General features: G+C 62.1%; 25 protein-coding genes and 1 pseudogene. 10 read left to right on the forward strand and 16 right to left on the reverse strand.

The genetic code is table 11. From position 1 onward, the window contains the following. Positions 1-4 precede the first annotated feature (4 nt). Together ACQKI2_RS04940 and ACQKI2_RS04945 are read right to left on the reverse strand one after the other, a co-directional pair. Complete coding sequence (locus ACQKI2_RS04940) at positions 5-466, reverse strand: RidA family protein (protein ID WP_427378594.1); 462 nt, start codon at positions 464-466, stop codon at positions 5-7. A 54-nt stretch (positions 467-520) separates the two neighbouring features. Continuing rightward, on the reverse strand, positions 521-1,795 hold the full coding sequence (locus ACQKI2_RS04945; RefSeq protein ID WP_427378595.1) for a DNA polymerase IV: 1,275 nt from the start codon (positions 1,793-1,795) through the stop codon (positions 521-523). 138 nt (positions 1,796-1,933) lie between these two features. On the opposite strand from ACQKI2_RS04945, the gene ACQKI2_RS04950 reads away from it, so the two are divergent. The 3 genes from ACQKI2_RS04950 to ACQKI2_RS04960 all read left to right on the forward strand — a co-directional run bounded on the left by ACQKI2_RS04950 (position 1,934) and on the right by ACQKI2_RS04960 (position 4,980). Further along, positions 1,934-2,326: a response regulator gene (locus ACQKI2_RS04950; RefSeq protein ID WP_035592468.1), complete on the forward strand. Its 393-nt coding sequence runs from the start codon at positions 1,934-1,936 to the stop codon at positions 2,324-2,326. Next, positions 2,323-3,690 carry a PleD family two-component system response regulator gene (locus tag ACQKI2_RS04955; RefSeq protein ID WP_427378596.1) on the forward strand — a complete coding sequence of 456 codons (1,368 nt, stop codon included), beginning with the start codon at positions 2,323-2,325 and terminating at the stop codon, positions 3,688-3,690. Before ACQKI2_RS04950 ends, ACQKI2_RS04955 begins: the two co-directional genes overlap by 4 nt. A gap of 63 nt (positions 3,691-3,753) precedes the next feature. Further along, positions 3,754-4,980, forward strand: coding sequence for an MFS transporter (locus ACQKI2_RS04960; RefSeq protein ID WP_427378597.1), 1,227 nt, complete (start codon positions 3,754-3,756; stop codon positions 4,978-4,980). Between the two features lie 66 nt (positions 4,981-5,046). Here the strand turns inward: ACQKI2_RS04960 and rpmG are convergent, their stop codons facing one another. From rpmG to ACQKI2_RS05005, 9 genes are all read right to left on the reverse strand, one after another. Further along, positions 5,047-5,214 carry a 50S ribosomal protein L33 gene (gene rpmG, locus ACQKI2_RS04965; RefSeq protein WP_035594522.1) on the reverse strand — a complete coding sequence of 56 codons (168 nt, stop codon included), beginning with the start codon at positions 5,212-5,214 and terminating at the stop codon, positions 5,047-5,049. A gap of 158 nt (positions 5,215-5,372) precedes the next feature. Continuing rightward, positions 5,373-6,098 (reverse strand): NUDIX hydrolase, encoded by a 726-nt coding sequence (locus tag ACQKI2_RS04970; RefSeq protein ID WP_427378598.1) that lies wholly within the window; start codon positions 6,096-6,098, stop codon positions 5,373-5,375. Between the two features lie 167 nt (positions 6,099-6,265). Next, positions 6,266-8,584, reverse strand: a complete 2,319-nt coding sequence (gene rnr / locus ACQKI2_RS04975) for a ribonuclease R (RefSeq protein ID WP_427378599.1) — start codon at positions 8,582-8,584, stop codon at positions 6,266-6,268. 59 nt (positions 8,585-8,643) lie between these two features. Continuing rightward, a complete protein-coding gene (locus ACQKI2_RS04980) occupies positions 8,644-9,009 on the reverse strand; it encodes a hypothetical protein (protein ID WP_427378600.1) in 366 nt (121 codons plus the stop codon). Positions 9,010-9,073: 64 nt separating this feature from the next. Then, a complete protein-coding gene (locus ACQKI2_RS04985; RefSeq protein ID WP_427378601.1) occupies positions 9,074-9,412 on the reverse strand; it encodes a hypothetical protein in 339 nt (112 codons plus the stop codon). A gap of 66 nt (positions 9,413-9,478) precedes the next feature. Beyond that, positions 9,479-10,000, reverse strand: coding sequence for a hypothetical protein (locus tag ACQKI2_RS04990; RefSeq protein ID WP_427378602.1), 522 nt, complete (start codon positions 9,998-10,000; stop codon positions 9,479-9,481). Between the two features lie 26 nt (positions 10,001-10,026). After that, positions 10,027-12,618, reverse strand: coding sequence for a type I DNA topoisomerase (topA, locus tag ACQKI2_RS04995; protein WP_427378603.1), 2,592 nt, complete (start codon positions 12,616-12,618; stop codon positions 10,027-10,029). Positions 12,619-12,689: 71 nt separating this feature from the next. Continuing rightward, the gene (gene lptG, locus ACQKI2_RS05000; RefSeq protein WP_427378604.1) at positions 12,690-13,811 is read right to left on the reverse strand and encodes an LPS export ABC transporter permease LptG; all 1,122 of its coding nucleotides are present in this window, start codon (positions 13,809-13,811) and stop codon (positions 12,690-12,692) included. Further along, the gene (locus ACQKI2_RS05005) at positions 13,811-14,953 is read right to left on the reverse strand and encodes an LptF/LptG family permease (RefSeq protein WP_427378605.1); all 1,143 of its coding nucleotides are present in this window, start codon (positions 14,951-14,953) and stop codon (positions 13,811-13,813) included. The genes lptG and ACQKI2_RS05005 overlap by 1 nt, the downstream gene beginning before the upstream one ends. A 115-nt stretch (positions 14,954-15,068) precedes the next feature. Here ACQKI2_RS05005 and ACQKI2_RS05010 point away from each other — a divergent pair. The 4 genes and pseudogenes from ACQKI2_RS05010 to ACQKI2_RS05025 all read left to right on the forward strand — a co-directional run. Then, positions 15,069-16,541 (forward strand): annotated as a pseudogene (locus tag ACQKI2_RS05010) (leucyl aminopeptidase); the annotation flags it as partial. A 111-nt stretch (positions 16,542-16,652) separates the two neighbouring features. Continuing rightward, on the forward strand, positions 16,653-16,919 hold the full coding sequence (locus tag ACQKI2_RS05015) for a type II toxin-antitoxin system RelB/DinJ family antitoxin (RefSeq protein WP_427378606.1): 267 nt from the start codon (positions 16,653-16,655) through the stop codon (positions 16,917-16,919). Continuing rightward, a complete protein-coding gene (locus ACQKI2_RS05020; protein ID WP_427378607.1) occupies positions 16,912-17,235 on the forward strand; it encodes a type II toxin-antitoxin system YafQ family toxin in 324 nt (107 codons plus the stop codon). Before ACQKI2_RS05015 ends, ACQKI2_RS05020 begins: the two co-directional genes overlap by 8 nt. A gap of 15 nt (positions 17,236-17,250) precedes the next feature. After that, a complete protein-coding gene (locus ACQKI2_RS05025) occupies positions 17,251-17,724 on the forward strand; it encodes a DNA polymerase III subunit chi (RefSeq protein WP_427378608.1) in 474 nt (157 codons plus the stop codon). A gap of 275 nt (positions 17,725-17,999) precedes the next feature. Here the strand turns inward: ACQKI2_RS05025 and ACQKI2_RS05030 are convergent, their stop codons facing one another. Further along, positions 18,000-18,680, reverse strand: a complete 681-nt coding sequence (locus ACQKI2_RS05030) for a hypothetical protein (protein ID WP_427378609.1) — start codon at positions 18,678-18,680, stop codon at positions 18,000-18,002. Positions 18,681-18,723: 43 nt separating this feature from the next. Then, positions 18,724-19,062: a zinc ribbon domain-containing protein YjdM gene (locus ACQKI2_RS05035; RefSeq protein ID WP_427378610.1), complete on the reverse strand. Its 339-nt coding sequence runs from the start codon at positions 19,060-19,062 to the stop codon at positions 18,724-18,726. A gap of 154 nt (positions 19,063-19,216) precedes the next feature. Between ACQKI2_RS05035 and ndk the strand changes: the two genes are divergently transcribed. Next, entirely contained in the window at positions 19,217-19,639 is a 423-nt protein-coding gene (ndk, locus tag ACQKI2_RS05040; protein ID WP_035594557.1) for a nucleoside-diphosphate kinase, read from the forward strand. A 163-nt stretch (positions 19,640-19,802) separates the two neighbouring features. Here the strand turns inward: ndk and ACQKI2_RS05045 are convergent, their stop codons facing one another. After that, the gene (locus tag ACQKI2_RS05045; protein ID WP_427378611.1) at positions 19,803-20,516 is read right to left on the reverse strand and encodes a DUF1003 domain-containing protein; all 714 of its coding nucleotides are present in this window, start codon (positions 20,514-20,516) and stop codon (positions 19,803-19,805) included. A 105-nt stretch (positions 20,517-20,621) separates the two neighbouring features. On the opposite strand from ACQKI2_RS05045, the gene ACQKI2_RS05050 reads away from it, so the two are divergent. Next, entirely contained in the window at positions 20,622-20,960 is a 339-nt protein-coding gene (locus ACQKI2_RS05050; RefSeq protein WP_427378612.1) for a DUF883 family protein, read from the forward strand. After that, complete coding sequence (locus ACQKI2_RS05055) at positions 20,960-21,379, forward strand: phage holin family protein (protein ID WP_427378613.1); 420 nt, start codon at positions 20,960-20,962, stop codon at positions 21,377-21,379. Before ACQKI2_RS05050 ends, ACQKI2_RS05055 begins: the two co-directional genes overlap by 1 nt. Here ACQKI2_RS05055 and ACQKI2_RS05060 read toward each other — a convergent pair. Both ACQKI2_RS05060 and ACQKI2_RS05065 read right to left on the reverse strand, forming a co-directional pair. Continuing rightward, entirely contained in the window at positions 21,376-22,389 is a 1,014-nt protein-coding gene (locus tag ACQKI2_RS05060; protein WP_427378614.1) for an NADP-dependent oxidoreductase, read from the reverse strand. The two genes, ACQKI2_RS05055 and ACQKI2_RS05060, sit on opposite strands and share 4 nt — an antisense overlap. A 14-nt stretch (positions 22,390-22,403) precedes the next feature. Further along, positions 22,404-22,718 carry a GNAT family N-acetyltransferase gene (locus tag ACQKI2_RS05065; RefSeq protein ID WP_427378615.1) on the reverse strand — a complete coding sequence of 105 codons (315 nt, stop codon included), beginning with the start codon at positions 22,716-22,718 and terminating at the stop codon, positions 22,404-22,406. Positions 22,719-22,876: the final 158 nt, after the last annotated feature.

Here is a 22,876-nt window from a genome sequence, read left to right on the forward strand (position 1 = left end):
GGGATCAGGCGATCTCGAAGATGGCGTCGACTTCAACGGCCACGCCAAGCGGCAGGGTGGGGCAGGCTACGGCAGAGCGGGCATGGGCGCCGACTTCCGGGCCAAACACATCCACCATCAGGTCCGAGCAGCCATTCACCACCTGCGGAATATCCACGAAGGACGGCGCCGAATTGACGAAGCCGCCCAGCTTCACAACGCGCTTGATGCGCGAAAGGTCGCCGACGGCCGCCTTGGCCTGCGCGATCAGGTTGATGCCGCAAATGCGCGCGGCCTGCTGGCCGGCGGAGAGTTCCATGTTCTCGCCTAAGCGGCCCATGATGCGGCCTTCAGCCGTGGCGGAAACCTGGCCGGACACGAACAGCATGTTGCCAGTGATCACGAAGGGCACATAGGTGGCGACCGGCTTCATCGGCGTCGGCAGGGCAATACCAAGGGCATCAAGGCGGGCTTCGGGTGTGGACATGGGGCTACTCCTGTAAAGCGTTCGCGCCCGTCCTAACCTGCCGTGGCGGCAGAGTCAGCCCTCAGGTTTCTTCACATGTTTCGCAGCGCGCCCTGTCACCACTGCGCCGGTTCCGAATTTGGCGCGGGCCTTGTCGGAGGCGCGCTCGGCGGCGGCGCGCTTGGCGATCCTGGGGTCGATCAGGTCCACGGCATCTGCCCGGTAGTCGGAAAGCTCGGAAAGGCCGACGCCGATCAGCCGGTATTTCACCCGGCCGGTCGCCTCCTTGATCAGCAGCGGCCGGGAGGCCCGGAACACTTCCTGAGCCAGCTGGGTCGGCTCGGCCAGCGAGAGGCGCCGGGTCAGCGGGTGGAAGTCTGCGGTCTTGAGCTTCAGCGTCACCACGCGGCCGGAGACGCCTTCCGCCTTGGCCCGGTCCGCAGTCTTCACGCTGAGGCGCCAGAGGTGGTCCTCCAGGATGTTCAGGTCGGCAGTGTCCTCGAAGAAGGTTGTCTCGCTGGAGACCGACTTGCGGTCCTCGTGCGGATTTACCTTTCGGTTGTCCCGTCCATGGGCGCAGCGTTTCAGCCAGTCGCCGGTTTCGCCATAGCGCCGGATCAGGGTTTTGAGGTCTGCCCGCTGGATGTCTTCGATGGTGTAGAACCCGTCCTTGTTCAGCGACTCGGCGAATTTCGGGCCGACCCCATGCAGGAAGTTGACGGGGTGGGGCGCCAGAAATGCCTCGGCCTCCTCCGGCGCGATGATGGCAAAGCCGCGCGGCTTGTCGAGTTCGCTGGCCGTCTTGGCAAGAAACTTGTTGGCCGAAAGGCCGATGGAGATCGTCACGCCCACTTCCCGCTCCACGGTCTTCGCCAGCCGGGTAAGGCTGGCGGCGGGCGGGGCGCTATGCAGGCGCTCGGTTCCGGAGAGATCCAGATAGGCCTCATCAATGGAAACCTGCTGCACCAGAGGGGTCAGATGGTCCATCTCGGCCCGAATCGCTTTGGCTGCGTCCCGGTATTTCCGGAAGTCCGGCGGCACGACGACCGCGTCCGGGCAGAGTTTCAGCGCCTTGAACATCGGCATGGCTGAGCGCACGCCATAAAGGCGGGCGATATAGCAGCAGGTGGTTACGACGCCTCGCTGGCCGCCTCCGACGATCAGCGGCTTGTCCTTGAGCGTTGGATTGTCCCGCTTTTCCACGGTCGCGTAGAAGGCGTCACAGTCCACATGTGCAATCGAGAGGCTGAAAAGCGCCGGATGGGTCACGATCCTGCGGCTGCCACAGGCAGGGCAGGCGGCGAGTTCGGCCTCGCTCCGGTGCTGGCAATCGCGGCAAAGACTCGACATGACAGATATGTTCCTGCCATGTTCCGGGGCCTGCCGCAAACACGCCCTGCCGCAGGCGTAAAGGCGCGTTAATATTTTGCAGTATAGCTGAAGCTGGCGCACCCGCGCCCGTGCGAATCGTCAACTAATCGGATTTCGATGGTCAAGAAGCGATCCGGAAAGGTGCTTGTTGTTGAGGACAATGAACTCAACATGCGCCTCTTTTGCGACCTGTTGGGCGCATACGGCTTCACGACCTTCCAGTGCCGTGACGGCGCGAAAGCCGTCGAGATTGCGCGCAAGGAGCTTCCCGATCTCATCATCATGGATATCCAGCTGCCGGAAGTGTCGGGGCTCGACATCACCCGCTGGCTGAAGGACGACAAGAAGGTCGCCCATATCCCTGTCCTCGCCGTGACCGCCTTTGCCATGCGCGCTGACGAGCAGCGCGTGCGCGAAGCGGGCTGTGAGGGCTATCTCTCCAAGCCGATCCAGATCGCCTCTTTCATTCGCGCCGTTGAGGCGCTGATGCCGAAAGAGCCGGCGGCATGACAGCCCGCATCCTCGTTGTCGATGATATCGAGGCGAACCGGCGTCTGCTGCAGGCAAAGCTGGAGGCGCAGTATCATACCGTGCTTCTGGCGGAGAACGGCCCACAGGCGCTGGAAGTTGCCCGCCTGGAGCATCCCGAGATCATCCTGCTGGACGTGATGATGCCTGGCATGGACGGCTATGAAGTCTGCCGCCGGCTCAAGGCTGACCCGGCAACCTCCTACATACCGGTCGTCATGGTAACCGCGCTCAGCGAGCTGGAAGACCGGGTGAAGGGGCTGGACGCCGGCGCGGAAGACTTCCTGACCAAACCTGTCGATGATTTCCTGCTGAACTCCCGGATCACTGCGCTGATGCGGTACAACACCGTGGCGTCCGAGCTCCGCCAGCGGGAGGCAAGTGGCCTGCGCTCCGGCGCGATGGAAGAACTCAGCCGCGAAGAGATCGACCGGCCCTCCCGCATCTTCATCGTGGATGACGATGCGCGTTCCTCCGGCCGCCTTGCCAACACCCTGCGCGCGCAGGGGCACAAGGCCACGACCCTCATGGAGGCTGGCGACATGGGCGAGTTGGCGACCGAGCGCGTCGATGTGCTGATCCTGTCCCTGTTTGCCCGCAGCTTCGATCCGCTGAAACTGATCGCCCATTTCAAGATGAACCCGGTAACGCGGTCCATTTCGGTCATTCTGATCTGTGATCCGCATGACAAGGCGAAGGCCCTGCGCGGGCTTGAGATCGGCGCCAGTGACATGATCACCATCCCGATTGACCGTCAGGAACTGGCTGCGCGCATCCGCACCCAGACGCGCCGCACACGCTATATCGATATCCTGCGCCAGCGTGTGGACCGGGGCCTCGAGCTGTCGGTCATCGATCAGCTTACCGGGCTGCATAACCGGCGCTACATGAACGGCCAGCTTGAGCAGTTCATGCAGCGCGCCGTGCGTGGCAACCAGCCCTTGTCGCTGATGATGACGGACATCGATCATTTCAAGTCCGTCAACGATACGCACGGCCACCAGGCCGGGGACGATGTGTTGCGCGAGATCGGCAAACGCCTGCGCGCGAATGTCCGGCCCACCGATGTCGTCTGCCGGACGGGCGGAGAAGAGTTTGTCGTGCTGATGCCCAACACGCCGGGCGATCTGGCCTGCGCCGCCGCTGAGCGTATCCGCAAGGCGGTGGCTGCAGCGGAGTTTCCGGTGCTGGGCGGCACAAAGGATCTTTGCATCACCGTCAGCGCAGGCGTTTCCACGCTTCAGGGGGGCGGCGATACCATCGACGACCTGATGCACCGCGCCGACACCGCGCTCTACCAGGCCAAGACCGGCGGGCGGAACCGCGTCGAGAGCATCGCCGCCTGATTGACTTTGCAGCATCAGAGGCCCACAGCGGCTGACCAGCCGTGAGGGAGCCTATTCGCGCTCATGTCAGATCGTTTCGAAGCGTTCCGGTACCCGTCCTACACCCGGTACTTCATCTCGCGCTTCTTCACGTCCTTTTCCACGCAGGTTCTGTCGGTTGCCATCGGCTGGCAGATCTATGACGAGACCCGCAATCCTATCTGGCTTGGCTGGATCGGTCTGGTGCAGTTCCTGCCGGCGCTTGGCCTTGTGGTGGTGACCGGAAATGTGGCCGACCGGGTGGGCCGCCGCCTTGTGATGGCCAGTTCCATGCTGCTGATGATGGCCTGTGCGGGCGCGATCCTTTACCTCGCCCTGACAGACCAGTTCCAGCCGGTTGCGGTGCTGAGCGTGCTCACCGTGTTTGGGATTGCGCGCGCCTTTTATGGCCCGGCCTCTTCCAGCCTCGTGGCCAATCTGGTGCCGAAAGAGGCCTTCCCGAACGCGGTGGGGTGGATGTCCTCCTCCTGGCAGCTGGCCTCGATTGCCGGGCCCGTGGCGGGCGGCCTGCTTGCGGGTATCTCCCCGGCCTTTGCCTATGGCACCGCCATGAGCCTGCTGACCGTGGGCGCCGTGCTTATCCTGACGCTTCCCAAGCCTGACCAGAGGATCGAGCGGACGCCCACGACGCTTTCAACGCTGCTGGGCGGCTTCAGTTATATCTGGAAGGAGAAGATCGTGCTGGGCGCGATCACGCTGGATCTGTTCGCGGTGTTGCTGGGCGGGGCTGTGGCGCTGCTGCCGGTGTATGCACGGGATATTCTGGATGTGGGCGAGGCCGGTCTGGGCCTCTTGCGGGCCGCGCCGGGGGTGGGGGCGATCATCGCCATTGTATTGATCACGGCGTTCCCGATCCGCGACTATGCCGGCTGGATCCTGTTGGTTGCCGTGGCCCTGTTCGGGCTTGCGACAGCGGTATTCGGCGCGTCCACGCTGGCCTGGCTGTCGATCCTGGCGTTGATGCTGGTGGGGGCATTCGACATGGTGTCAGTCTACATCCGCGACATTCTCGTGCAGATATGGACCCCTGATCAGGTGCGGGGGCGGGTGAATGCGGTGAACTCGATCTTTGTCGGGGCATCGAATGAGCTGGGGGAAACCCGGGCAGGGTTCATGGCGGCGGCGCTGGGGCCGGTGTTTACCGTGGTGGCGGGGGGAATCGCGGCAGTCGGCGTGGCCGGGCTGTCGGCCTTCCTGTTCCCGAAGCTGCGGGATGCGCGCAAGCTGCATGACGGGCGGCCGGAGGCTTGAGCCCCAAAGAAAAAACCCGCGCCGGAAAGCGCGGGTTTTTTGAAAAGTTCCAAAAGGAACAAGACCTTACTTGATCTTGCCTTCTTTGAACTCGACGTGCTTCTTCGCGATCGGGTCATACTTCCGCTGGACCATTTTCTCGGTCATCGTGCGCGGGTTCTTCTTCGTCACATAGAAAAAGCCGGTATCAGCCGTCGAGTTGAGGCGGATCTTGATGGTTGCGGGTTTGGCCATGGCGCGGCCCTTCTGAGTCAGGGTTGAATCCGGAAAACGCGCTTAATGGCGAGGGTTCCCGGTGAAGTCAAGCGGCAGACACGGTCAGTCCTGTGCCAATTCGCGGACAGTTTCGGACAAATCCGGACAATTCGTGACAAATCCGGGCACTTCCGGCGTCACAGGCGGTCAGTCTGGTGACCGGTACGGGTCCATCGCAGGAAGGGCGGGCGATGCTCATCCTGGGGCTTGGCCAGACGCTCGGCAATCTCTCCCAGCATGAAGCGGGTGACCGAGGGCAGGTCGAGCTTCATGGCATCAGCCAGCGTCACCCATTGCAGGTCGGAGAGCTCTGCCCCGTCGACCGGGGGCCGCTCGTCGATCAGGGCCTCTTCGGCCTCGGCCATGAAGAAGCGCGCATCGAAGCGCCGGGGCCGGTAAGGCGGGGTGACTGCGCGGCCGATGAAGGTCAGCGGGGCCAGATTGGGCACTACATCCAGCCTGTGGAAATCCTCCCAGCCGATGGGGCAGGCATCCGGCATCTCGGCGGAGCGGCCCATGATCAGGCCGGTTTCCTCAAACAGCTCGCGGATGGCCGTCAACGCCATCGACCGGGGCAGGCGGCGCGATTGCAGGCGCAGCTTTGCCTCGACCTCGGGACGCAGCTCCTCCCAGGCGAGGGCCTTGCCGTCATGCGGGTCCACGCGGCCACCGGGGAACACGTATTTGTCCGGCATGAAGGCGTTGGTGCCGGCCCGCTTGCCCATCAGCACGCGGGGCTGGGTTTGATCGCGGCGCACGAGGATCAGCGTGGCCGCATCCCTGGGGCGGGGGCTCGGCTTGCCCTTGATGACGACATCGCCGTCTTCTTCTTTATCGAACGCAGTTTTGAGCATGCCGGACATATGGCAATCCTACAGGCGGACCGCAGCCTTTGAAAACAGTGACGCTGGGTTAGCCTCCAGCGCCCCTCCGTCTCGCTGCTGTGGCGCGTCGTTCGGCGGGTCATCGCAGTGCGATGCCTGTTCCGCCTCACCCCCGCTTTGCAGGGAAGCGTGAGAAACCAATATTCCTACCGGCGCTTGCCTTTGCCCTTGCTGCCTTTGGGCAGGGTGCGCTTGTCGAACTTTGGTTTGCCGCGGCGCGGGGGACCACCGCCGCTGCTGCGGCCGGCGCCGCCACCCCCGCCGGAGCGGCCGCGCGGCGCGCCGCGTTCGCGGGTGATGGCCTGGCGGGCGGCCTTGCGGCCTGCGGGCGCGGGCAGGGGCTCTGAGATCATTTCCAGCAGCAGGCCGCCTTGCAGCGGGGTGACCTCCAGAAGACGTACCCGGACGATCTGGCCGATGGAGAAGGTTTTGCCCGAGCCGCGCGCATAGACGGCGACGGCGGCTTCGTCATGAATCCAGTATTCATCCGACAGCGACGAGATCGGCACGAAGCCATCGGCGCCAGACCCGGCGAGCGACACAAAGAGGCCCGCCGGCGTCACGCCCGTAACGCGGCCTTCAAACTCGGCGCCGACGCTATCTGACAGGAAGATTGCCAGATAGCGGTCGGTTGCGTCGCGCTCGGCGGCCATCGAGCGGCGCTCGGTCATTGAGATGTGTTCGGCAATCTCCTCAAGGCGCACGGCCGCGCGCTCCGACAAACCATCGGGGCCGAAATCATGCGCCCGGATCAGCGCGCGGTGGACGACAAGGTCGGCGTAGCGGCGGATGGGCGAGGTGAAGTGGGCATATTTGGGAAGGTTCAGGCCAAAGTGGCCCAGGTTTTCTTCCGAATAGATCGCCTGGGCCTGCGTGCGCAGCACCATCTGGGAGATCATGCCTTCATAATCCCCGCCGCGTATCTCTGCGAGCAGGCGATTGAACTTGTGCGTCTGCGGACGTTCGCCAATATTCCATTTCATGTCGAGCGTTTGCAGGAACTCTGCGAACGCCGCCACTTTCGCGTCAGATGGCGTGTCATGCACGCGGTACATGACCGGCGAGTTCTTCTGCTCCAGCGTTTCGGCCGCCGCCACGTTTGCCTGGATCATGAACTCTTCGATCAGGCGGTGCGCGTCGAGGCGCACCTTGGTGGTGATGCCATCAACCTGGCCTTCGGGCGTGAACATGATCCGGCGCTCGGGCATGTCGAGGTCGAGCGGGCTGCGGATGTCGCGCGCCTTGGAGACGGCCGCATAGGCGCCCCAGAGCGGTTTCAGCACCGTTTCCAGAAGCTCGCCCGTCTTGCCCGACGGATTGCCGTCAATCGCGGTCTGCGCCTCCTCATAGGAGAGCTTGGCGGCTGAACGCATCGTGGCGCGCAGGAAGCGGTGGCGTTTCTTGTGGCCATCCTTGGAGAAGATCATCTCCACGGCGAGGCACGGGCGGTCTTCGCCTTCGCGCAGCGAGCAGGCGTCCGCCGACAGCTCGAACGGCAGCATGGGGACAACACGGTCCGGGAAGTAGGTCGAGTTGCCGCGCTTTTCCGCTTCCCGGTCCAGCGCCGAGCCTTCGGTGACGTAAGCGGCGACATCGGCAATCGCGACGATAACTTTCCAGCCGCCATCTTCCATCTCTTCGGCCCAGACGGCATCGTCATGGTCGCGCGCGTCATGCGGGTCGATGGTGATCAGCGGGACTTCACGAAGGTCCGTTCGCGGAACGTCTGCGGGTTCCTTCTCGCGCGCTTCCTTCAGGGCGGCTTCGGGGAAGTCTACCGGGATGTCATGCGCATAGATGGCGATGAGGCTGGCCGAGCGGGCGTCCGTGATGTGGCCGATAACTTCCTTGACCACGCCCAGCGGCGGGCCCATCTGGCGGCGGCCTTGCGGCTTTGGCTCGGCCACGACGAGATCGCCGTCCTTGGCGCCCTTGCGGTCGCCTTCCTGGATCAGCAGTTCACGGCGTTCCTTGCGGCTGGCAGGGATGACCCGGCCGCCGCGCGGGGCGTGTTCATAGAGGCCGACGATGCGGTCGCTGAGGCGCTTTTCGAGCAGCGTGATGACATAGGCGCGCCATTCGCCATTCTCCCGCTGCGCAATCTTGCACACCGCCCGGTCGCCCTTGGCGGGGGCGCGGCCGCGGCTTTTGCCGGAGGGGCCGCCATACACAAGCTCTGGCCCGAAAAGGCCGCTATCGCCAACACACTGGCCAAGCAGGTCGCCATCTTTGGTGAGGCGGGTGAATTCGACGAGGCCGGACGGCGGGGGCCGGTCGGCCTGGGCGAAGCTGCGCTTGCCGGTACGCTCCAGCTTGCCTTCTTCTTCAAGCTCCTTGAGCACGTCGCGCAACACGGCGCGCTCGCGGCCCTTCACTTTCAGGCCACGGGCAATATCGGCTTTACTGGTTGCGCCTGGATTTTCCCTCAGGAAATCAAGGACAGTCTGTCTATCTGGAAAACTCATGAGGCCGCATATAGTGTAATTCGGGCGCAATTGCGCGGGAATTTATGCGGAACGCCTTTTCAGCGCACCAGTTGCACCAGGATCGCGGTGCTGCCGCCTGCGGTGTTCGTGGTCAGCCGGACCAGACGGGCGGAGATGAACACGCACTGGCCGGGCACGATCACTGTCTCGATCGTGTCGGCCTCGTCAAAATCCGGATCGCCCGAGAGGATGACCGCATTGGCCGCCCCGCCGCCTGCATGACACACCTGCAGCACCGGCGTGGACAGCACCTGCGCGCCCTGGGGCAGCGGCTGGCTCACCAGCACGGGCACCACCTCCTTGCCCTTGGCGGTGACCCGGATGGGCGGGGGCACATCGGCGCGGGCGGCCAGCGGCAGGGCGACGATGGCGGCAAGGACGGCTAGAAAGATTTTCCGGATCATGATGGTTGATGTCCCCACGACTCAATAAGGCTGGAGGTTGCTTGCGGCAGCGGCGGTGTCAATCTCAGCGCAGCAGGGTGACCGTGGCGCGCAGGGTGCCCTCGCCCTTCCAGACGGCGAGGTCGATCTGGTCGCCCGCGAAGAAGCTGCACTTGCCGGGGGAGAGCAGCTGAATCCGCGTGCCGATATGTACGCTGAGGGTTTCCGGGGCGGGGGTGGAGGCGGCGCTGTGATAGCAGATGCGGAAGACGGGCAGCGTGCCCGCGGCGGCCATTTCCGGCGGAGCGAGGAAGACGGTCTCGCTCGTCTTGCCACGGACGTAGACTTCCATCTCATAAGCACTCGCCCCGCTGGCGGGCGAGGCCATCAGCGCGATGGTGGAGAACAGGGCGGGCAAGGGCATGGCCTGCGGCCTCCGGTCAGATTCCTCCGCATAGGGACAGAGTGAAGCTGAAAGGAGGGTGAATGGCTACTCAGTGATTTTATTTAGTTCAAGCAAATGCCACGCTCTTTTATACTTGCCCATCCAACCATCGTGAAAACGATCATCGTCCATTAAGATTTGAGAATAGTCTGGGCGTAACCGACGCAAATCCGTGTCTTTGCGCTGTTGCCCTTTTGCTCCGGGCGAAGACAACCAAGCCTGATGAGCTCGGCCTAGCAAATCAGCAACAACTTCGCTTGGCACAACAAAGACGTTCGGCTGATCATCTGGTGAGTTGCCGAAATCTACGAAGCAATAAAAAAGACGCTCACCCGAAATGTGTTCATGCTTTTTGCTCATGTGCCAGCCACCGTCGCTGCCTATGTTCCAGCGTGTCTTGACCTGAATTGCGGCGAGTCTTGAGCCACTTATGTCTGTGACGAGCACATCGCAGTTTGGAACTCCGTCGGGCACAAGTGATGCAATATATCCGCGCTTCAACAACTCACAGACGACGAAATGTTCTCCTGCCGAACCCGTCAATGCGGTAGATCGTTGATGCGGCATTCCGATTGCCCTCCCGCTGAGATGCGCTATTCCTCGTCCTTCTTCGCCGCCGCCTTCTTCTTCTTCGGCGCAGCTTTCTTGGCAACGGGCTTTTTCGCGGCGGCTTTCTTGGCGGGCGCCTTTTTCTTCGCGCTGCCGCCTTTGGCGTTTACCAGCTCGATAGCCTGTTCCAGCGTCACGGCGTCCGGCGTCACGTCCTTGGGAAGCGTGGCGTTGACCTTGCCCCATTTCACGTAAGGCCCATAGCGGCCTTCGAACACTTCGATGGCGCCGCCATCGGGATGGTCGCCGAGGGTTTTGAGCGCGGCCGCGCCGGCGCGGGCGGAGCCGCGGGCTTTCTTGTCCTCAATCAGCGCGACGGCGTGGTTGACGCCGATGGTGAACACATCGCGCGGATCTTTCAGGTTCGCATAGGTCTTGCCATGCTGAACATAGGGCCCGAAGCGGCCGAAATTGGCGAGGATCATCTCGCCATCTTCCGGGTGGGGACCAACTTCGCGCGGCAGCATCAGAAGCTCGACGGCGCGCGCCAGGGTGAAGCCGTCCAGATTGTCCTTATCCGCTTTGGTCAGCGAGGCGCGTTTGGGTTTTTCCCCATTTGCCATCTCGACATAGGGGCCGAAGCGGCCAGATTTGAGGAAGATGGTTTCGCCCGTATCCGGATGAACGCCAAGTTCGTTGCCGTCCGGGTTGATGGCGGCGCTCTCTCCGCCCTCGGAGGAAAACTGGCGCGTGTATTTGCATTCCGGATGGCGCGAGCAGCCGACAAAGGCGCCGAATTTGCCGAGCTTCATCGACAGTTCGCCCTCCTTGCAGAGGGGGCACTGGCGTGGGTTCTCGATCGGGTTGCCGTCGGCGTCCTGGCGCGGGAACACATAGGCGCCCAGCGCCTCGTTCAGCGCGTCAAGCACGGCAGACACGCGCAGGTCTTTCGTTCCGTCGATATCGGCAGCGAATTGCTGCCAGAATTCGCGCAGGAAGGCTTTCCAGTCGAGCTTGCCGTCGGAGATCACGTCGAGCTTTTCTTCCAGCCCGGCGGTGAAGTCATACTCCACATAGCGGCTGAAGAAGTTTTCGAGGAAGGCGGTGACAAGGCGGCCCTTGTCTTCGGGCACGAGCGCCTTGCCTTCGATGCGGACATAGCCGCGGTCTTCCAGGGTCGAGAGGGTGGAGGCGTAGGTCGATGGGCGGCCGATGCCGAGTTCTTCCAGCCGTTTGACCAGAGAGGCTTCGGTATAGCGCGGGGGCGGCTGGGTGAAGGACTGGTTGGCCTCCGCCTTCAGAAGGTCTGCATGCTGACCTTCCGTCATCTTCGGCAGGCGCCCTTCGGCATCGTCATCATCATCGCCGGCGTCATGGCCTTCGGTGTAGAGCTTGATGTAGCCGTCAAACACGACGACCTGACCGGTGGCGCGCAGGCCCGCGCGCTTGTCCTTCGACATCAGGTCGATGGTGGTGCGCTCGAACACGGCCGCTTCCATCTGGGACGCTACAGCGCGGCGCCAGACCAGCGTGTAGAGCTTCTTCAGGTCTCCGTCGCCGTGATAATCTTCCGGACGCAGATTGAAGTCGGTGGGGCGGACAGCCTCGTGGGCCTCCTGCGCGTTCTTCGCCTTCGAGGAATAGCGGCGGGTGTTTTCCGGCAGGTAGCGCGCGCCATAGTTGGACTGGATCATGGCGCGGGCGGCGGCATAGGCCTCCTCGGCCATGTTGACGCCGTCAGTCCGCATATAGGTGATGCGGCCTTCTTCGTAGAGTTTCTGGGCGGCCTGCATGGTGCGCTTGGCCGAGAAGCCAAGCTTGCGGCTGGCTTCCTGCTGCAGCGTGGAGGTGATGAAGGGCGGGGGCGGGTTGCGTTTGACCGGCTTTGCCTCAACCGCGCTGACCGAATAGCCGCCGGCCTTGACGATTTCCAGCGCCCGGTCAGCATCGCCCTTGTTGCCCAGGGTGAACTTTTTCAGCGTTTCGCCATCCAGAGAATGGAGCCGGGCCTCGAAATGCGACCCATCGGGCGCGCGCAGCTCGGCGGCGATGTTCCAGTATTCCTGCGGCCGGAACATCTCGATCTCGTTCTCGCGGTCGCACACGATGCGCAGCGCGACCGACTGCACCCGGCCGGCCGAGCGCGAGCCCGGCAGCTTGCGCCAGAGAACCGGAGAGAGGTTGAAGCCCACGAGATAGTCCAAGGCCCGGCGGGCGAGGTAGGCGTCGACCAGTTCCTCGTCCAGGCCGCGCGGCTGCTGCATCGCCTGGGTGACAGCGCTCTTGGTGATGGCGTTGAACACCACCCGCTCGACCGCCATGTCCTTTTTCAGCGCCCGGCGCTTCTTCAGCGCTTCGATCAGGTGCCAGGAGATGGCTTCGCCCTCGCGATCAGGGTCAGTCGCGAGGATGAGCGTATCGGCATCTTTCAGGGCGTTGGCGATGTCGGAGATCCGCTTGGCGGATTTGGCGTCGGCTTCCCAGACCATTTCGAAGTCGTTTTCGGGGTCAACCGAGCCGTTTTTGGACGGCAAATCCCGGATATGCCCGTAGGAAGCGAGGACTTTATAGTCCTTGCCCAGGTACTTGTTGATCGTTTTGGCCTTTGCCGGAGACTCGACGACGACAAGCTTCATGCGGGGGTCCACCTCTTCAAGGGCGGCAGAGATGGTCTGCCACGGCAGGGGCTGTCAAGGCCGGGACAGCGTCAGCCGTCTTCGCGGTAGGCAATGAAGGCCAGGCTGACGAACAGGAAGAACAGTGGGGGAGACCATGCCGCGACCGCTGCGGGCGCCGCCCCGGTTGCCCCCAGGCTGGAGGAAAATTGCGTGAAAAAATAAAGCCCAATGGCCGCCATGACGCCGGTTGCCAGCAGTCTGGAAGTGCCCCCCAGACGCTGCAGGCGCAGGCAGGCGAGCGCCCCGATAAGGGCCATTGCGGTAAATAGCACGGGTGTCGCCGTAAGAGTGAACCAACGCATCGTATAACGCGAAGTGTCCAATCCTGCGGCGCGCGTTTCAAAAATGAAGCGCGGCAATTCCCAGAAACCGACCGTGTTGGGCGAGGCAAACTCATCCAGCAGGCGAACTGCGTCCAGCGAGGTCGGGATTGCCAGCGTGGCGCGCCGTTCCGGCACCTGGTTGGGCAGGTTCTCGACCAGATTCTCGAGCTGCCAGAAGCCATCGTTCAAAACGGCCCGCTGCGCGTCGATCCGGCGCACAAAGGCAAAGTCATTGGTTGGCTGGCGCCCATTATAAAGACGCTGCTCCTCGATGATCTTCACGCCGGTCAGCGTCCGTCCGCCATCTTCAACCCGGCGCGCATGGATCACATACTGGCTGGTATCGTCGCCCTGACGCAGCCAGATGCCGGTTTCGCCCACCGCCACCGTGCCCCGGCCAATGTTCAGCAACCGGGCGCGTTCAGCCTCATAAGACTGGGCAAGGCTGGCGGTAAACGGGTTCAGCACCATGGATGAGAACAGGCCCAGCATCACGCCCAGCACGATCACCGGCGTAAGAAACCGCCAGGCCGACAGGCCGCTTGCCCGGATAATCGAGAGTTCGGAGCGCCGGTTCAGCCGGGTAAAAGCCATCATCGTCGCCGCCAGAAGCGCGAAAGGCAGGGTCTGTTCGACAATCATCGGCAGTTTCATGGCCGACAGGCGCAAGGCGTCCAGCAGCGTGATCTCCACATCGCTGCCGATCGTGCGCATCTGTTCCACCACGTCGATCATCATGATCGCCAGCAGCAGGATAGCCAGCACCAGCGCGAGGCCGGAAAGGCACTCGCGCAGGATATAGCGCTGGATGCGGGAAAACAGGGGCATCAGGCGCGCACTCCGGGTATGTAACCGTGCGGGGGCGGGGTAATCCTTTGTTTGCGCCCGATCCGGGCGCCGCGTCCGAAATAGATCCAGCCCAGCATCAGGCTGGTCAGCAGGGGCACTGCCCAGAGGGCGATATTGAGCTGTGGGTCATCGGCCGCCGCCGATTGCAGCGCCAGATGCACTACCAGAACCAGAATCGCCCCGCCGGTCGCGATACCGATCCGCTTGCTGTAGCCCTGCCGGCTGAAATCCCCGCCCAGAACGGCAAAGATCGCCAGCAGCGCCATGACGATATTGAGCAGCGGCGAGGTGAGCCGGGCATTGGCTTCGGCCAGGAAACTGTCAGCCTCCTTGCTCTCGAAATAATTCTTCCGGTCCACGAACAGCAGTTCGAACAGGAATTTGTCGGACGCCTTCAGCACCAGCTCGGAATCTTCCTTCATGAAGTCCGTCAGGTCGAACATGTACTGGTCAAATTCCAGAACCGAGAGCTGCTGGTTGGCATCCAGCTGCTGGCTGAGCGCGTCGCGCAAGAGAAGGGTGGGGTGCCCGTCCACCGTCACCAAAGCCGCCGACCGGGCGAGAATGTCGGTCGGATAGTCCGGATCGGTCATATCCGAGATCAAAACGCCGCGCAGTTCCCCGCCCACCTGGTCGCGCGCATAGAATGTGAGCCGTTCGCCATTCGAGGTGAACTGACCGGCCCGGAAAAGGGCTGCGGCAAGGTCTGCCCGCGCATCGGCCACCGCCTCGCGCATCGCCCGCTGGGACATCGGCTGAACCCACAGGTTCACCGACATATGCGCCAGCATGCACACCACGGCCAGCCGCAAGACCGGCGACGCCACCTGCCAACGGGTCATCCCGGCGGCCTGCGCCACCACGATTTCGGAATCCTTGTGAATCCGGTTCAGCGACCACACCCCGGCGACGAACAGCGCCAGCGGCAACAGCAGGGCAATCACCTGCGGCGAGCCAAGCATGACAATATAGAAATATGTGAGCGCCGATTGCCGGTTTTCCAGGATTACATCGGTTCGTGACAATCCCTGCGCCAGCAGCGCGACCATCACGAGGCTGCCCACGATGATCAGCACGGCCTGCAGGACCTGCCGGAAGAGGTGCAGCTGGATCTTGGTCATAAGCGGGGCGCGGGCACTCTAGCGTCCAGAAATCGAACCGGAATTGGCAGCATTTCTCTAGCTAACGAGTTGCGCTTGGCGCGTCGATGCTTAGTTTCCGCTCCAAACGGAGTTTCCACACATGAAGATTACATTCGCAGAAGCCGCAAAGGCCGACATCGCCGCTTTCATTGCAGATGAAGGGGCTGGTCTGCCGGGCAGCGCAGAAGCGCTCGACAAGGCCGCAGGCGGCCTGATCGCCGAAGCCATCGAGGGTGGCCGATTCGACGGTAAGGTTGGCCAGCAGGTGGCGGTTGTGCTGCCCAAGGGGTCGGACGCGCGCCGCGCCGTCGTGCTGGGCGGTGGCAAGCCGAAGAAGCGCGACGCCCGCGCCCTGGAGAATATCGGCGCCCATTTCATCAAAGCGTTTGCCTCCTCCGGCTTCAAATCGGCCTCCATCACCGTGCACACTGCTGAGGAAGCCGCCCGTGTCGCCGCAGGCGCCAAGCTCGCCGCCTATCGCTTCGACAGCTACTTCACCAAACTCAAATCCGACCAGAAGCCCAGCCTTTCGGGCCTGACCATCGTGTGTGACGATCCCAAGGCCGCCAAGGCCGCTTTTATCCTGCTGGATGCCGCCACGGATGGCACCTATCTGGCGCGTGATCTCGTCAACATGCCGCCCAACGACCTTCACCCGGAAAGCTTTGCCGAGAAGATCAAGGAACTCGCCGATCTGGGCGTGGAAGTGGAAGTCCTCGGCGAGAAGCAGATGGCCAAGCTTGGCATGGGCGCGCTGCTCGGCGTCGGCCAGGGCTCGGTCAAGGAAAGCCAACTCGGCATCATGAAATGGAATGGCGGCAAGCCGGGCGAGGATCCGGTGATCCTCGTCGGCAAGGGCGTCTGCTTTGATACGGGCGGCGTCTCGCTGAAGCCCGGCCCCGGCATGGAAGAGATGCGCGGCGATATGGGCGGCGCGGCCGCCGTCACCGGCACCATCCGCGCGCTGGCCCAGGCGAAAGCCAAGGTGAACGTCGTCGGTCTCATCGGCCTTGTGGAAAACATGCCCGATGGCAACGCCATCCGCCCCGGTGACATCCTGCGCTCTGCCTCTGGCCAGACCATCGAAGTGCAGAACACCGACGCTGAAGGCCGTCTCGTGCTGTGTGACGTGCTCTGGTACGCGCAGGAACACTTCAAGCCGAAAGCCATCGTGGACCTCGCCACGCTGACCGGCGCCATCGTCATCTCCCTCGGCCATCACCATGCCGGCCTTTTCACCAACAGTGATGACCTGGCCGACGAGCTGACCAAGGCGGGCCTGGCCGAGGGCGAGCGCGTGTGGCGCCTGCCGATGGGCTCGGAATACGATTCGCTGCTCAAGTCGAAGTTCGCAGATATGCGCAATATCGGCGGCCGCGCGGCCGGCTCGATCACGGCGGCGCAATTCCTCAAGCGTTTTGTCAAAGACGGCGTACGCTGGGCCCACCTCGACATCGCGGGCGTTGCCTGGGTCGAAGGCGAGAAATCCCCCACCGATCCGAGCTGGGCATCGGGCTATGGCCCACGCCTGCTCAGCCGCTGGATTGTGGATAACTACGAGGCGTAACCGGCCTGAGCAAATTCCGAGAGCCCCCGCTTGAGGCGGGGGCCTCGATCGGGCGCCTTGCAATAACCCGCTAATCGGCATATGTATCTCAAATGAGATACGGAGGTCGTGATGGCTGGTAGTTCAATGCTCCACATTCGTCTGGACGATGAGATCAAAGCGGAAGCCACCGCCGCTTTGGCCGCAATGGGTCTGACAGCGTCTGATGCCGTGCGTCTGCTGTTCCACCGGATCATCGCGGATCAGGCGTTTCCGCTCGAACTGAAAGTTCCCAACACCGCTACCCGTGAAGCCATGGCTGAAGCGGACGGCATCATTGAAACGCGCAAGGCGCGCTTTACCAATGGTGACGAGTTGGTGGCGGGTCTGGATGGCTAAGAGCGCTAAACGGGCGAAACATCCTCGCGCGTGTGATTATGCTAAGGCGTTCTCAAAAGATTGGGAACGCCTTTCCAATTCTGGCCGTTATGACATGAACCGCCTCAAGGAAGTGATGCTCCTTCTCATTGCGAATGATGCCCCGCTGGATGCCGCATGGAAGGATCATTCTCTGAAAGGCGAATGGGCGGGATACAGGGAGTGCCATGTCGGTGGCGACTTCCTGTTGATTTATAAAGTGGACGACTCTGCGGGAAGGTCTGGCGTGATTGTTTTCATTCGCGCCGGAACCCATAGTGATCTTTTCCGGGAGTAGGCTGGGGGCATACACATGACCATAGACCAGGCCCCCGAATGGTGGTTCTACCATCTCTCGCGCAGCGCGCTGGAAGAGGCGGCCGCGCCGCTCTTGCAGAAATGCCTCGAAGTTGGCTGGCGCGTGCTGGCCGTTTCTCCGCGGGCGGAGCGCCTCGCCAAGCTCGACGCCGTGCTCTGGACGTTTGAGGACGCCTCCTTCCTGCCCCATGGCCAGGCCGATGCGCCGGGGCTGGATGTGGCCCGCCAGCCGGTGCTGCTCTCAGCCAAGCTCGCCAACGCCAACAATGCAGACGCCCTGATGCTGATGGACGGCACCGAAGCGCCAGTAGACGCCCCCTTCAAGCGCTGCATGGTGATGTTCGAGGACGCCGACACCGGAACCCGCAACAAAGCCCGCGCCCAGTTCAAGGCGGCGAAAGATGCGGGATTGGTGACACGCTATTTTCAGCAGACGGACCGTGGCGGCTGGAAAGAGGCGGGGGTTTAGAAATCTCCAAACCTTTCCGTGTGCGTCACCCTCGACGGGCAAAGCCCGTCTGAGGGCCTATCTCCAAACGTTTCCGTTGGTGCAACCGGTCAGGTCAGATGCTGGGCACTCAGATGGCCTTCGGCCATCGAGTGTGACGATGGAAAGGGTAGGTTGGGAAGTTGATCAATCCTTCTTCAGAAACTGCGATATAATTTCGATCGTATCGATCATCTGAAGCCCAACTCTATACCTTGTCTCACGCGCGCTTTGGCAATCTGCGTTTTGGTGTGCTGCTACTGGCGACCTCGATTGAGCTCATTGGTATCTCGCTGAACACTGGCTTGTTTAACGCATAGGCGCGTTGATGACTCAATGAACTCTGGATTGTTACCCCAGTGTTCCCTTCCATCCTCAAGAAATAGAACATGGGTCGCATACACTTCCGATGATGACATCAGAGCATCCGCCGTTTTCGCGTACTCTCCAGCTAACCGCAGATTTCCTTCTGCTCTGTATTCCTCTGCAAATTCTCGTATAGGCTCTTTGTGGCTTGCCCGCTTTAGTGACTCAATGATGAAGAGTTTGGCGTCCGCGAGGCGCTGCTCCATATCGTCAGGCGATTGTTCTGAGAGATAGATGTTAAAAGTAGAGCAAAAGCTTGAAATGCCCTGCATGTACTCGTCAGTCGGTCTGGAGAAGGCTTTGGCATTGCCAACAGCGGCTATGAGATGGCCCATTTTTTCTTCAAGATAAGTTTTTCGATCTTGAGAACGTGCGTCTGCCAGCTCTTCACGGAATAGCACCACGTCTTCTGGGCTTATCTCCAAATAAGCAAAGATTCCCTCGGTGGAGTAAGTCGGGGGCTCAGAGTTGGACAGCGTGGGCTCACCAAGGGAAGTTTGCGCAGTTCCAACAAGAGAATGTGAGCACGCTAGAAGGAAACTAAGTAAAGAAAAGAATGATAAGATGCGCACGCCATAGTCCTCAGAAGCTGTCAGCTTAGAATTGTATAGAAGCTCAAACCTTCTTCACAAACTCCGACTTGAGCCCCATCGCGCCCACGCCGTCGATTTTGCAATCAATGTCATGATCCCCGTCCACGAGGCGGATGTTCTTCACCTTGGTGCCGCGCTTCACGACCAGGGACGAGCCCTTGACCTTGAGATCCTTGATCACCGTCACCGTGTCGCCATCGGCCAGCACATTGCCAACTGAATCCTTCACCACCTTCGGCCCGTCTTCAGCGGCCGCTTCGCCCGGTGCCCATTCATGCGCGCATTCCGGGCAGATCAGCAGGGGGCCGTCCTCATAGGTGTAGGCGGAGCCGCATTTCGGGCAGGGGGGAAGATCGGACATCGGCGGGGGTCTTTCAAACGACGGGGCCTCACCGCCCCTAATCCCCGGCGGGCACCACTGCAACCCCCGCTATGTCCCCGCTTGCCCCCGCGGGCAGGCGCCGCTATAGGCCCGGCAAATCCCCGGAAACAACCAGACCTACAGGAAGCCCCTCATGGCCGTGCAGCGCACCTTTTCCATCATCAAGCCCGACGCCACCGAGCGTAACCTCACCGGCGCCATCAACGCCGTGATCGAGAAAGCCGGCCTGCGCATCGTTGGCCAGCGCCGCATCCAGATGACCCGCGCCCAGGCTGAGCGTTTCTACTCGGTCCACTCCGCGCGCCCCTTCTTCGGCGAGCTGGTGGATTTCATGATCTCCGGCCCGGTCGTCGTCCAGGTTCTGGAAGCTGAAGACGCTATCGCAAAATACCGCGAAGTGATGGGCGCCACCAACCCGGCCGACGCCGCTGAAGGCACCATCCGCAAGCTGTTCGCCAAGTCGATCGGCGAGAACTCGGTCCACGGTTCGGACTCGGCTGAAAACGCCGCCATCGAGATCGCTCAGTTCTTCTCCGAAGCTGACATCACCGCCTAAACGGCGCGCCCCAGGGCGAAAATATCAAGCCGGAGGCTGGGCCCGCCCGCCTCCGGTTTTTTGTGTCCGGAATTGTCCCATGGCTGTCCGAAACTGTCCGGATTTGTCCATGAGATGGCCGGGGCTGGCACGGGAATGACGCCCGCTGACCCGGTTCTGAGGCCTAATTGCGGGCGCCGTCGCCCCGCGCCGCTTCTTCGAGAAGCTCGATCTGAAGCCTCTGGATCGAGGCAAGCCGCTCCCACTGGCGGTGCAGGTGAAGGTCCAGCTTCTCGTGCAGGTGCCGGATTTCCAGCTCTGCCTTGAGGTTCACCTTATAGTCGTTCTCCGAGCGCAGCCGGTCTTTCGCCTCCTGGCGGCGCTGGCTCATCATGATGATAGGCGCTTGCAAGGCCGCAATACAGGAGAGCACCAAATTCAATAAAATGAAGGGGTAAGGGTCAAACCTGCCCAGGATAAATCCGGTGGCGTTCACCAGCATCCAGACTATCAGGATGAAGCAAAACAGCAGGATGAACGTCCAGGAACCGCCGAACCGCGCCACAGCGTCAGCGGCCCGTTCGCCAAAGCTGCGCGCATCGTCCCAGCCGGCATCTGGTTCATCGGCCACCAGAGTGCCCGTCTCCAGGCTCTGCAGAACCTGTTCGTCGAGTGCTGTCAGCTCGCCGCGTTCCTTTTCCAGCAACTGCTCAAGATACAGCCGCCGCATCCGCGCAATGTCAGGCAGGCAGACATGCTGGTCCGGCTGGATGTTGGGCAACTGGGCGCGCAAGGCCGCCTGGGTGCCCGGTGTTGAGTCACACACACGCCGGACCTCGGCGAGAGAGAAGGTCTTGTTACATACTGCGCAGGTAACGTCGCCAGTATCCGAAGCCATCAGCTTTTCCCGTTCAGAGTAAAATTGGCCGGTTAACCTTCATCCAAAAACAATAAAAATCTGATATTGCAAATGCTGGAAGTAAATTTTCAGGTAGTATGTCCCATGTCCAAAGCGCCAAAGAATACCGAAATAAAACAAGGATCAGAAGACCTGGAAGCCCGGCTGGTATCGCTGCGTGCCGAGATTGATGAGATCATGGCGGCTCTTGCGGAAAAGGCACAGGCTGAGGCTGAAGAGGCCACGCAATCTGCTGCAGATACTGCAGAAGACATTGGCGAGGAAGTTCTCAAGGAAGCCCGCCGCGCCCTGAAGCAGATCCACAAGCAGGCCAATTCGCTGGAAAAGACGCTGGGCGTGCAGACCCGCGCCAACCCGCTGCAGACACTGCTGATCGCCTTTGGCGCTGGCTTCGTTGTTTCGCTGCTGATGACGCGCCGCTGATGCTGTCTTTCCTGTCGTCGTTGCTGCAGGGCCAGGTAGGCGAGCAGGTGAACCGGGGCATCAAGGGCCTTGGCACGCTTGCCGTTGTCGGCGTCATGCTGCTCACGGCTTACATCGCGGCTGTTGCGGCGCTGGCATTGTTCTTGGCGGAGCGGATGAGCCCCTGGGCCGCCGCTGCCTTCATCGCGCTCGGCTTTTCCCTGATGGCAGGGGCGATCCTGCTGGTCATGTCGATGAAGAATGACGCGGACAAGCGCGCCGAAGAGGCCGCTGCCAAAGCTCGTCACGACGCGCAGCAGCAGATGCTTTCGGCCCTCACCGGCGGGGAAGGCGGCGGCAAGCAGGCAATGGTGATCGCTGCGATTGCTGGCATCGTGCTTTCCAGCCTGATCGGCAAGGGCGATGCCGACGACGATTAGTACGCGCCGACCTTCACCACCCGGCGGCCGGTATTCTCGCCCCTGAAAAGTCCGCAGAAGGCTTCCGGCATTGCGGCGATGCCTTCAAACCGTTCTTCCTGGATTTTCAGGGCACCACTGGCGATCATCTTCGCCATCGTTTCCAGCGCCTCCGGGAAACCACGCGCGAAATCGAACACGACGAGACCCTGCATGTTCACGCGGTGGGTGATGAAGGGTTTGGTGTTGACGATGCCGGGCGTTTCCTCTGGCGTGAGGTTGTAATCGGCCACCTGGCCCGAAATGCAGATGCGGCCATTCAGGGCCATCAGCGGCAGCGCGCGGTTGACCATGGCGTTGCCGACATTGTCGAACAGGATGTCGATGCCTTTGGGAAATTCGGCAGCGATGGCGGCGGAGAGGTCTGCGGCGGTCTTGTAGTTGATGGTGGCATCAAAGCCTGCCGTTTCCGTCAGCCAACGGCATTTCTCGTCACTTCCTGCCACGCCGACAACCTTTGAGGCGCCCCAGGCTTTGGCGAGCTGACCCGCCGTGGCGCCCACCGGACCAGCGGCGGAAGTGACAAGCACCGCGTCGCCTTCCTTGAAGCGCGCGACCTCTTTCAGGCCGAACCACGCCGTCAGCCCCGGCACGCCCAGCACGCCGATCCAGGCCGAGAGCGGCACGCCCGGAACATCGGCAACCCTGGCGATGAAACCTTTGCCGGATTGGAGCGAATGGGTTTTCCAGCCGCCGGCGCAGAACACCTTCGTGCCCACTGGCCAATCGGGATGATTGGAGGCATCGACCACACCCACGCTGAAGCCATCAATGGGTTTGCCGAGCGGCAGGGCGGCGGCGTAGCTGTCACCGCCAGAGAGGCGGGAGCGCGTGCCTGGATCAACCGAGCACCAGACATGCGCCACGCGGAACTGGCCGTCCTTCGGCTCTGGCAGGGGCAGGGTTTCGAGGCGGAAGTCGGATGGTTTGGGGGCGCCCTCGCAGTATTGGGCCAGTACGATCTGTTGCATGGGGTGGTCGCGCCTCACGGATCTTCACCCGGCTTCGTTATGAACAGATCGGCCCATTCGGGATGCTTGGCATACTGGCCGCGCACATAGGGGCAGACCGGGACGATCCTGAAGCCGTTCGTGCGGGCGTCTTCAAGCATGAAGTCGAGCAGCGCGCGGGCCACGCCGCGCCCGCCCATGGCTTCCGGAACGCGGGTGTGGTTGGCACTGATGATGCCGGGTCGGGGATAGGTAAACTCGATCTCGCCTTCGGCGGCGATGCCTTCGATGCGCGCAACGTAGCGGCCTTTGCGTTCGCCGTCCTCGCGTGTGATCACGATGTCGCTCAAGCCAGCCTCCGATGCCTGTTCCGCAATGCCTTCGGGGATAGCGGCTGGGGGCAGCGGTGTCCACAAGGGCTCGGGCGGTGCGTCGGTCGGTAGGGAGGGCAGTCTGCTCTGGTCCTGAGAACGGCTCATCCTGAGCGAAGTCGAAGGACGAGCCGGGG

This window comes from Hyphomonas sp. NPDC076881 (assembly GCF_050269995.1).
In the GTDB taxonomy this organism is placed as follows: Bacteria; Pseudomonadota; Alphaproteobacteria; order Caulobacterales; family Hyphomonadaceae; genus Hyphomonas.

Excerpts from the sequence above, each read along its gene's own strand:
- ndk (WP_035594557.1), top strand. The coding sequence starts at position 19,217 with ATGGCCGTGCAGCGCACCTTTTCCATCATCAAGCCCGACGCCACCGAG.
- ACQKI2_RS04950 (WP_035592468.1), top strand. The coding sequence starts at position 1,934 with ATGGTCAAGAAGCGATCCGGAAAGGTGCTTGTTGTTGAGGACAATGAA.
- ACQKI2_RS04980 (WP_427378600.1), bottom strand. The coding sequence starts at position 9,009 with ATGATCCGGAAAATCTTTCTAGCCGTCCTTGCCGCCATCGTCGCCCTG.
- lptG (WP_427378604.1), bottom strand. The coding sequence starts at position 13,811 with ATGCCCCTGTTTTCCCGCATCCAGCGCTATATCCTGCGCGAGTGCCTT.
- rnr (WP_427378599.1), bottom strand. The coding sequence starts at position 8,584 with ATGAGTTTTCCAGATAGACAGACTGTCCTTGATTTCCTGAGGGAAAAT.
- ACQKI2_RS05060 (WP_427378614.1), bottom strand. The coding sequence starts at position 22,389 with ATGCAACAGATCGTACTGGCCCAATACTGCGAGGGCGCCCCCAAACCA.
- ACQKI2_RS05015 (WP_427378606.1), top strand. The coding sequence starts at position 16,653 with ATGGCTGGTAGTTCAATGCTCCACATTCGTCTGGACGATGAGATCAAA.
- ACQKI2_RS05035 (WP_427378610.1), bottom strand. The coding sequence starts at position 19,062 with ATGTCCGATCTTCCCCCCTGCCCGAAATGCGGCTCCGCCTACACCTAT.
- ACQKI2_RS05025 (WP_427378608.1), top strand. The coding sequence starts at position 17,251 with ATGACCATAGACCAGGCCCCCGAATGGTGGTTCTACCATCTCTCGCGC.
- ACQKI2_RS04955 (WP_427378596.1), top strand. The coding sequence starts at position 2,323 with ATGACAGCCCGCATCCTCGTTGTCGATGATATCGAGGCGAACCGGCGT.
- ACQKI2_RS04990 (WP_427378602.1), bottom strand. The coding sequence starts at position 10,000 with ATGCCGCATCAACGATCTACCGCATTGACGGGTTCGGCAGGAGAACAT.
- ACQKI2_RS04945 (WP_427378595.1), bottom strand. The coding sequence starts at position 1,795 with ATGTCGAGTCTTTGCCGCGATTGCCAGCACCGGAGCGAGGCCGAACTC.
- ACQKI2_RS05045 (WP_427378611.1), bottom strand. The coding sequence starts at position 20,516 with ATGGCTTCGGATACTGGCGACGTTACCTGCGCAGTATGTAACAAGACC.
- ACQKI2_RS04970 (WP_427378598.1), bottom strand. The coding sequence starts at position 6,098 with ATGTCCGGCATGCTCAAAACTGCGTTCGATAAAGAAGAAGACGGCGAT.
- ACQKI2_RS04960 (WP_427378597.1), top strand. The coding sequence starts at position 3,754 with ATGTCAGATCGTTTCGAAGCGTTCCGGTACCCGTCCTACACCCGGTAC.
- topA (WP_427378603.1), bottom strand. The coding sequence starts at position 12,618 with ATGAAGCTTGTCGTCGTCGAGTCTCCGGCAAAGGCCAAAACGATCAAC.
- ACQKI2_RS05020 (WP_427378607.1), top strand. The coding sequence starts at position 16,912 with ATGGCTAAGAGCGCTAAACGGGCGAAACATCCTCGCGCGTGTGATTAT.
- ACQKI2_RS04985 (WP_427378601.1), bottom strand. The coding sequence starts at position 9,412 with ATGCCCTTGCCCGCCCTGTTCTCCACCATCGCGCTGATGGCCTCGCCC.
- ACQKI2_RS05055 (WP_427378613.1), top strand. The coding sequence starts at position 20,960 with ATGCTGTCTTTCCTGTCGTCGTTGCTGCAGGGCCAGGTAGGCGAGCAG.
- ACQKI2_RS05050 (WP_427378612.1), top strand. The coding sequence starts at position 20,622 with ATGTCCAAAGCGCCAAAGAATACCGAAATAAAACAAGGATCAGAAGAC.
- ACQKI2_RS04940 (WP_427378594.1), bottom strand. The coding sequence starts at position 466 with ATGTCCACACCCGAAGCCCGCCTTGATGCCCTTGGTATTGCCCTGCCG.
- rpmG (WP_035594522.1), bottom strand. The coding sequence starts at position 5,214 with ATGGCCAAACCCGCAACCATCAAGATCCGCCTCAACTCGACGGCTGAT.
- ACQKI2_RS05005 (WP_427378605.1), bottom strand. The coding sequence starts at position 14,953 with ATGACCAAGATCCAGCTGCACCTCTTCCGGCAGGTCCTGCAGGCCGTG.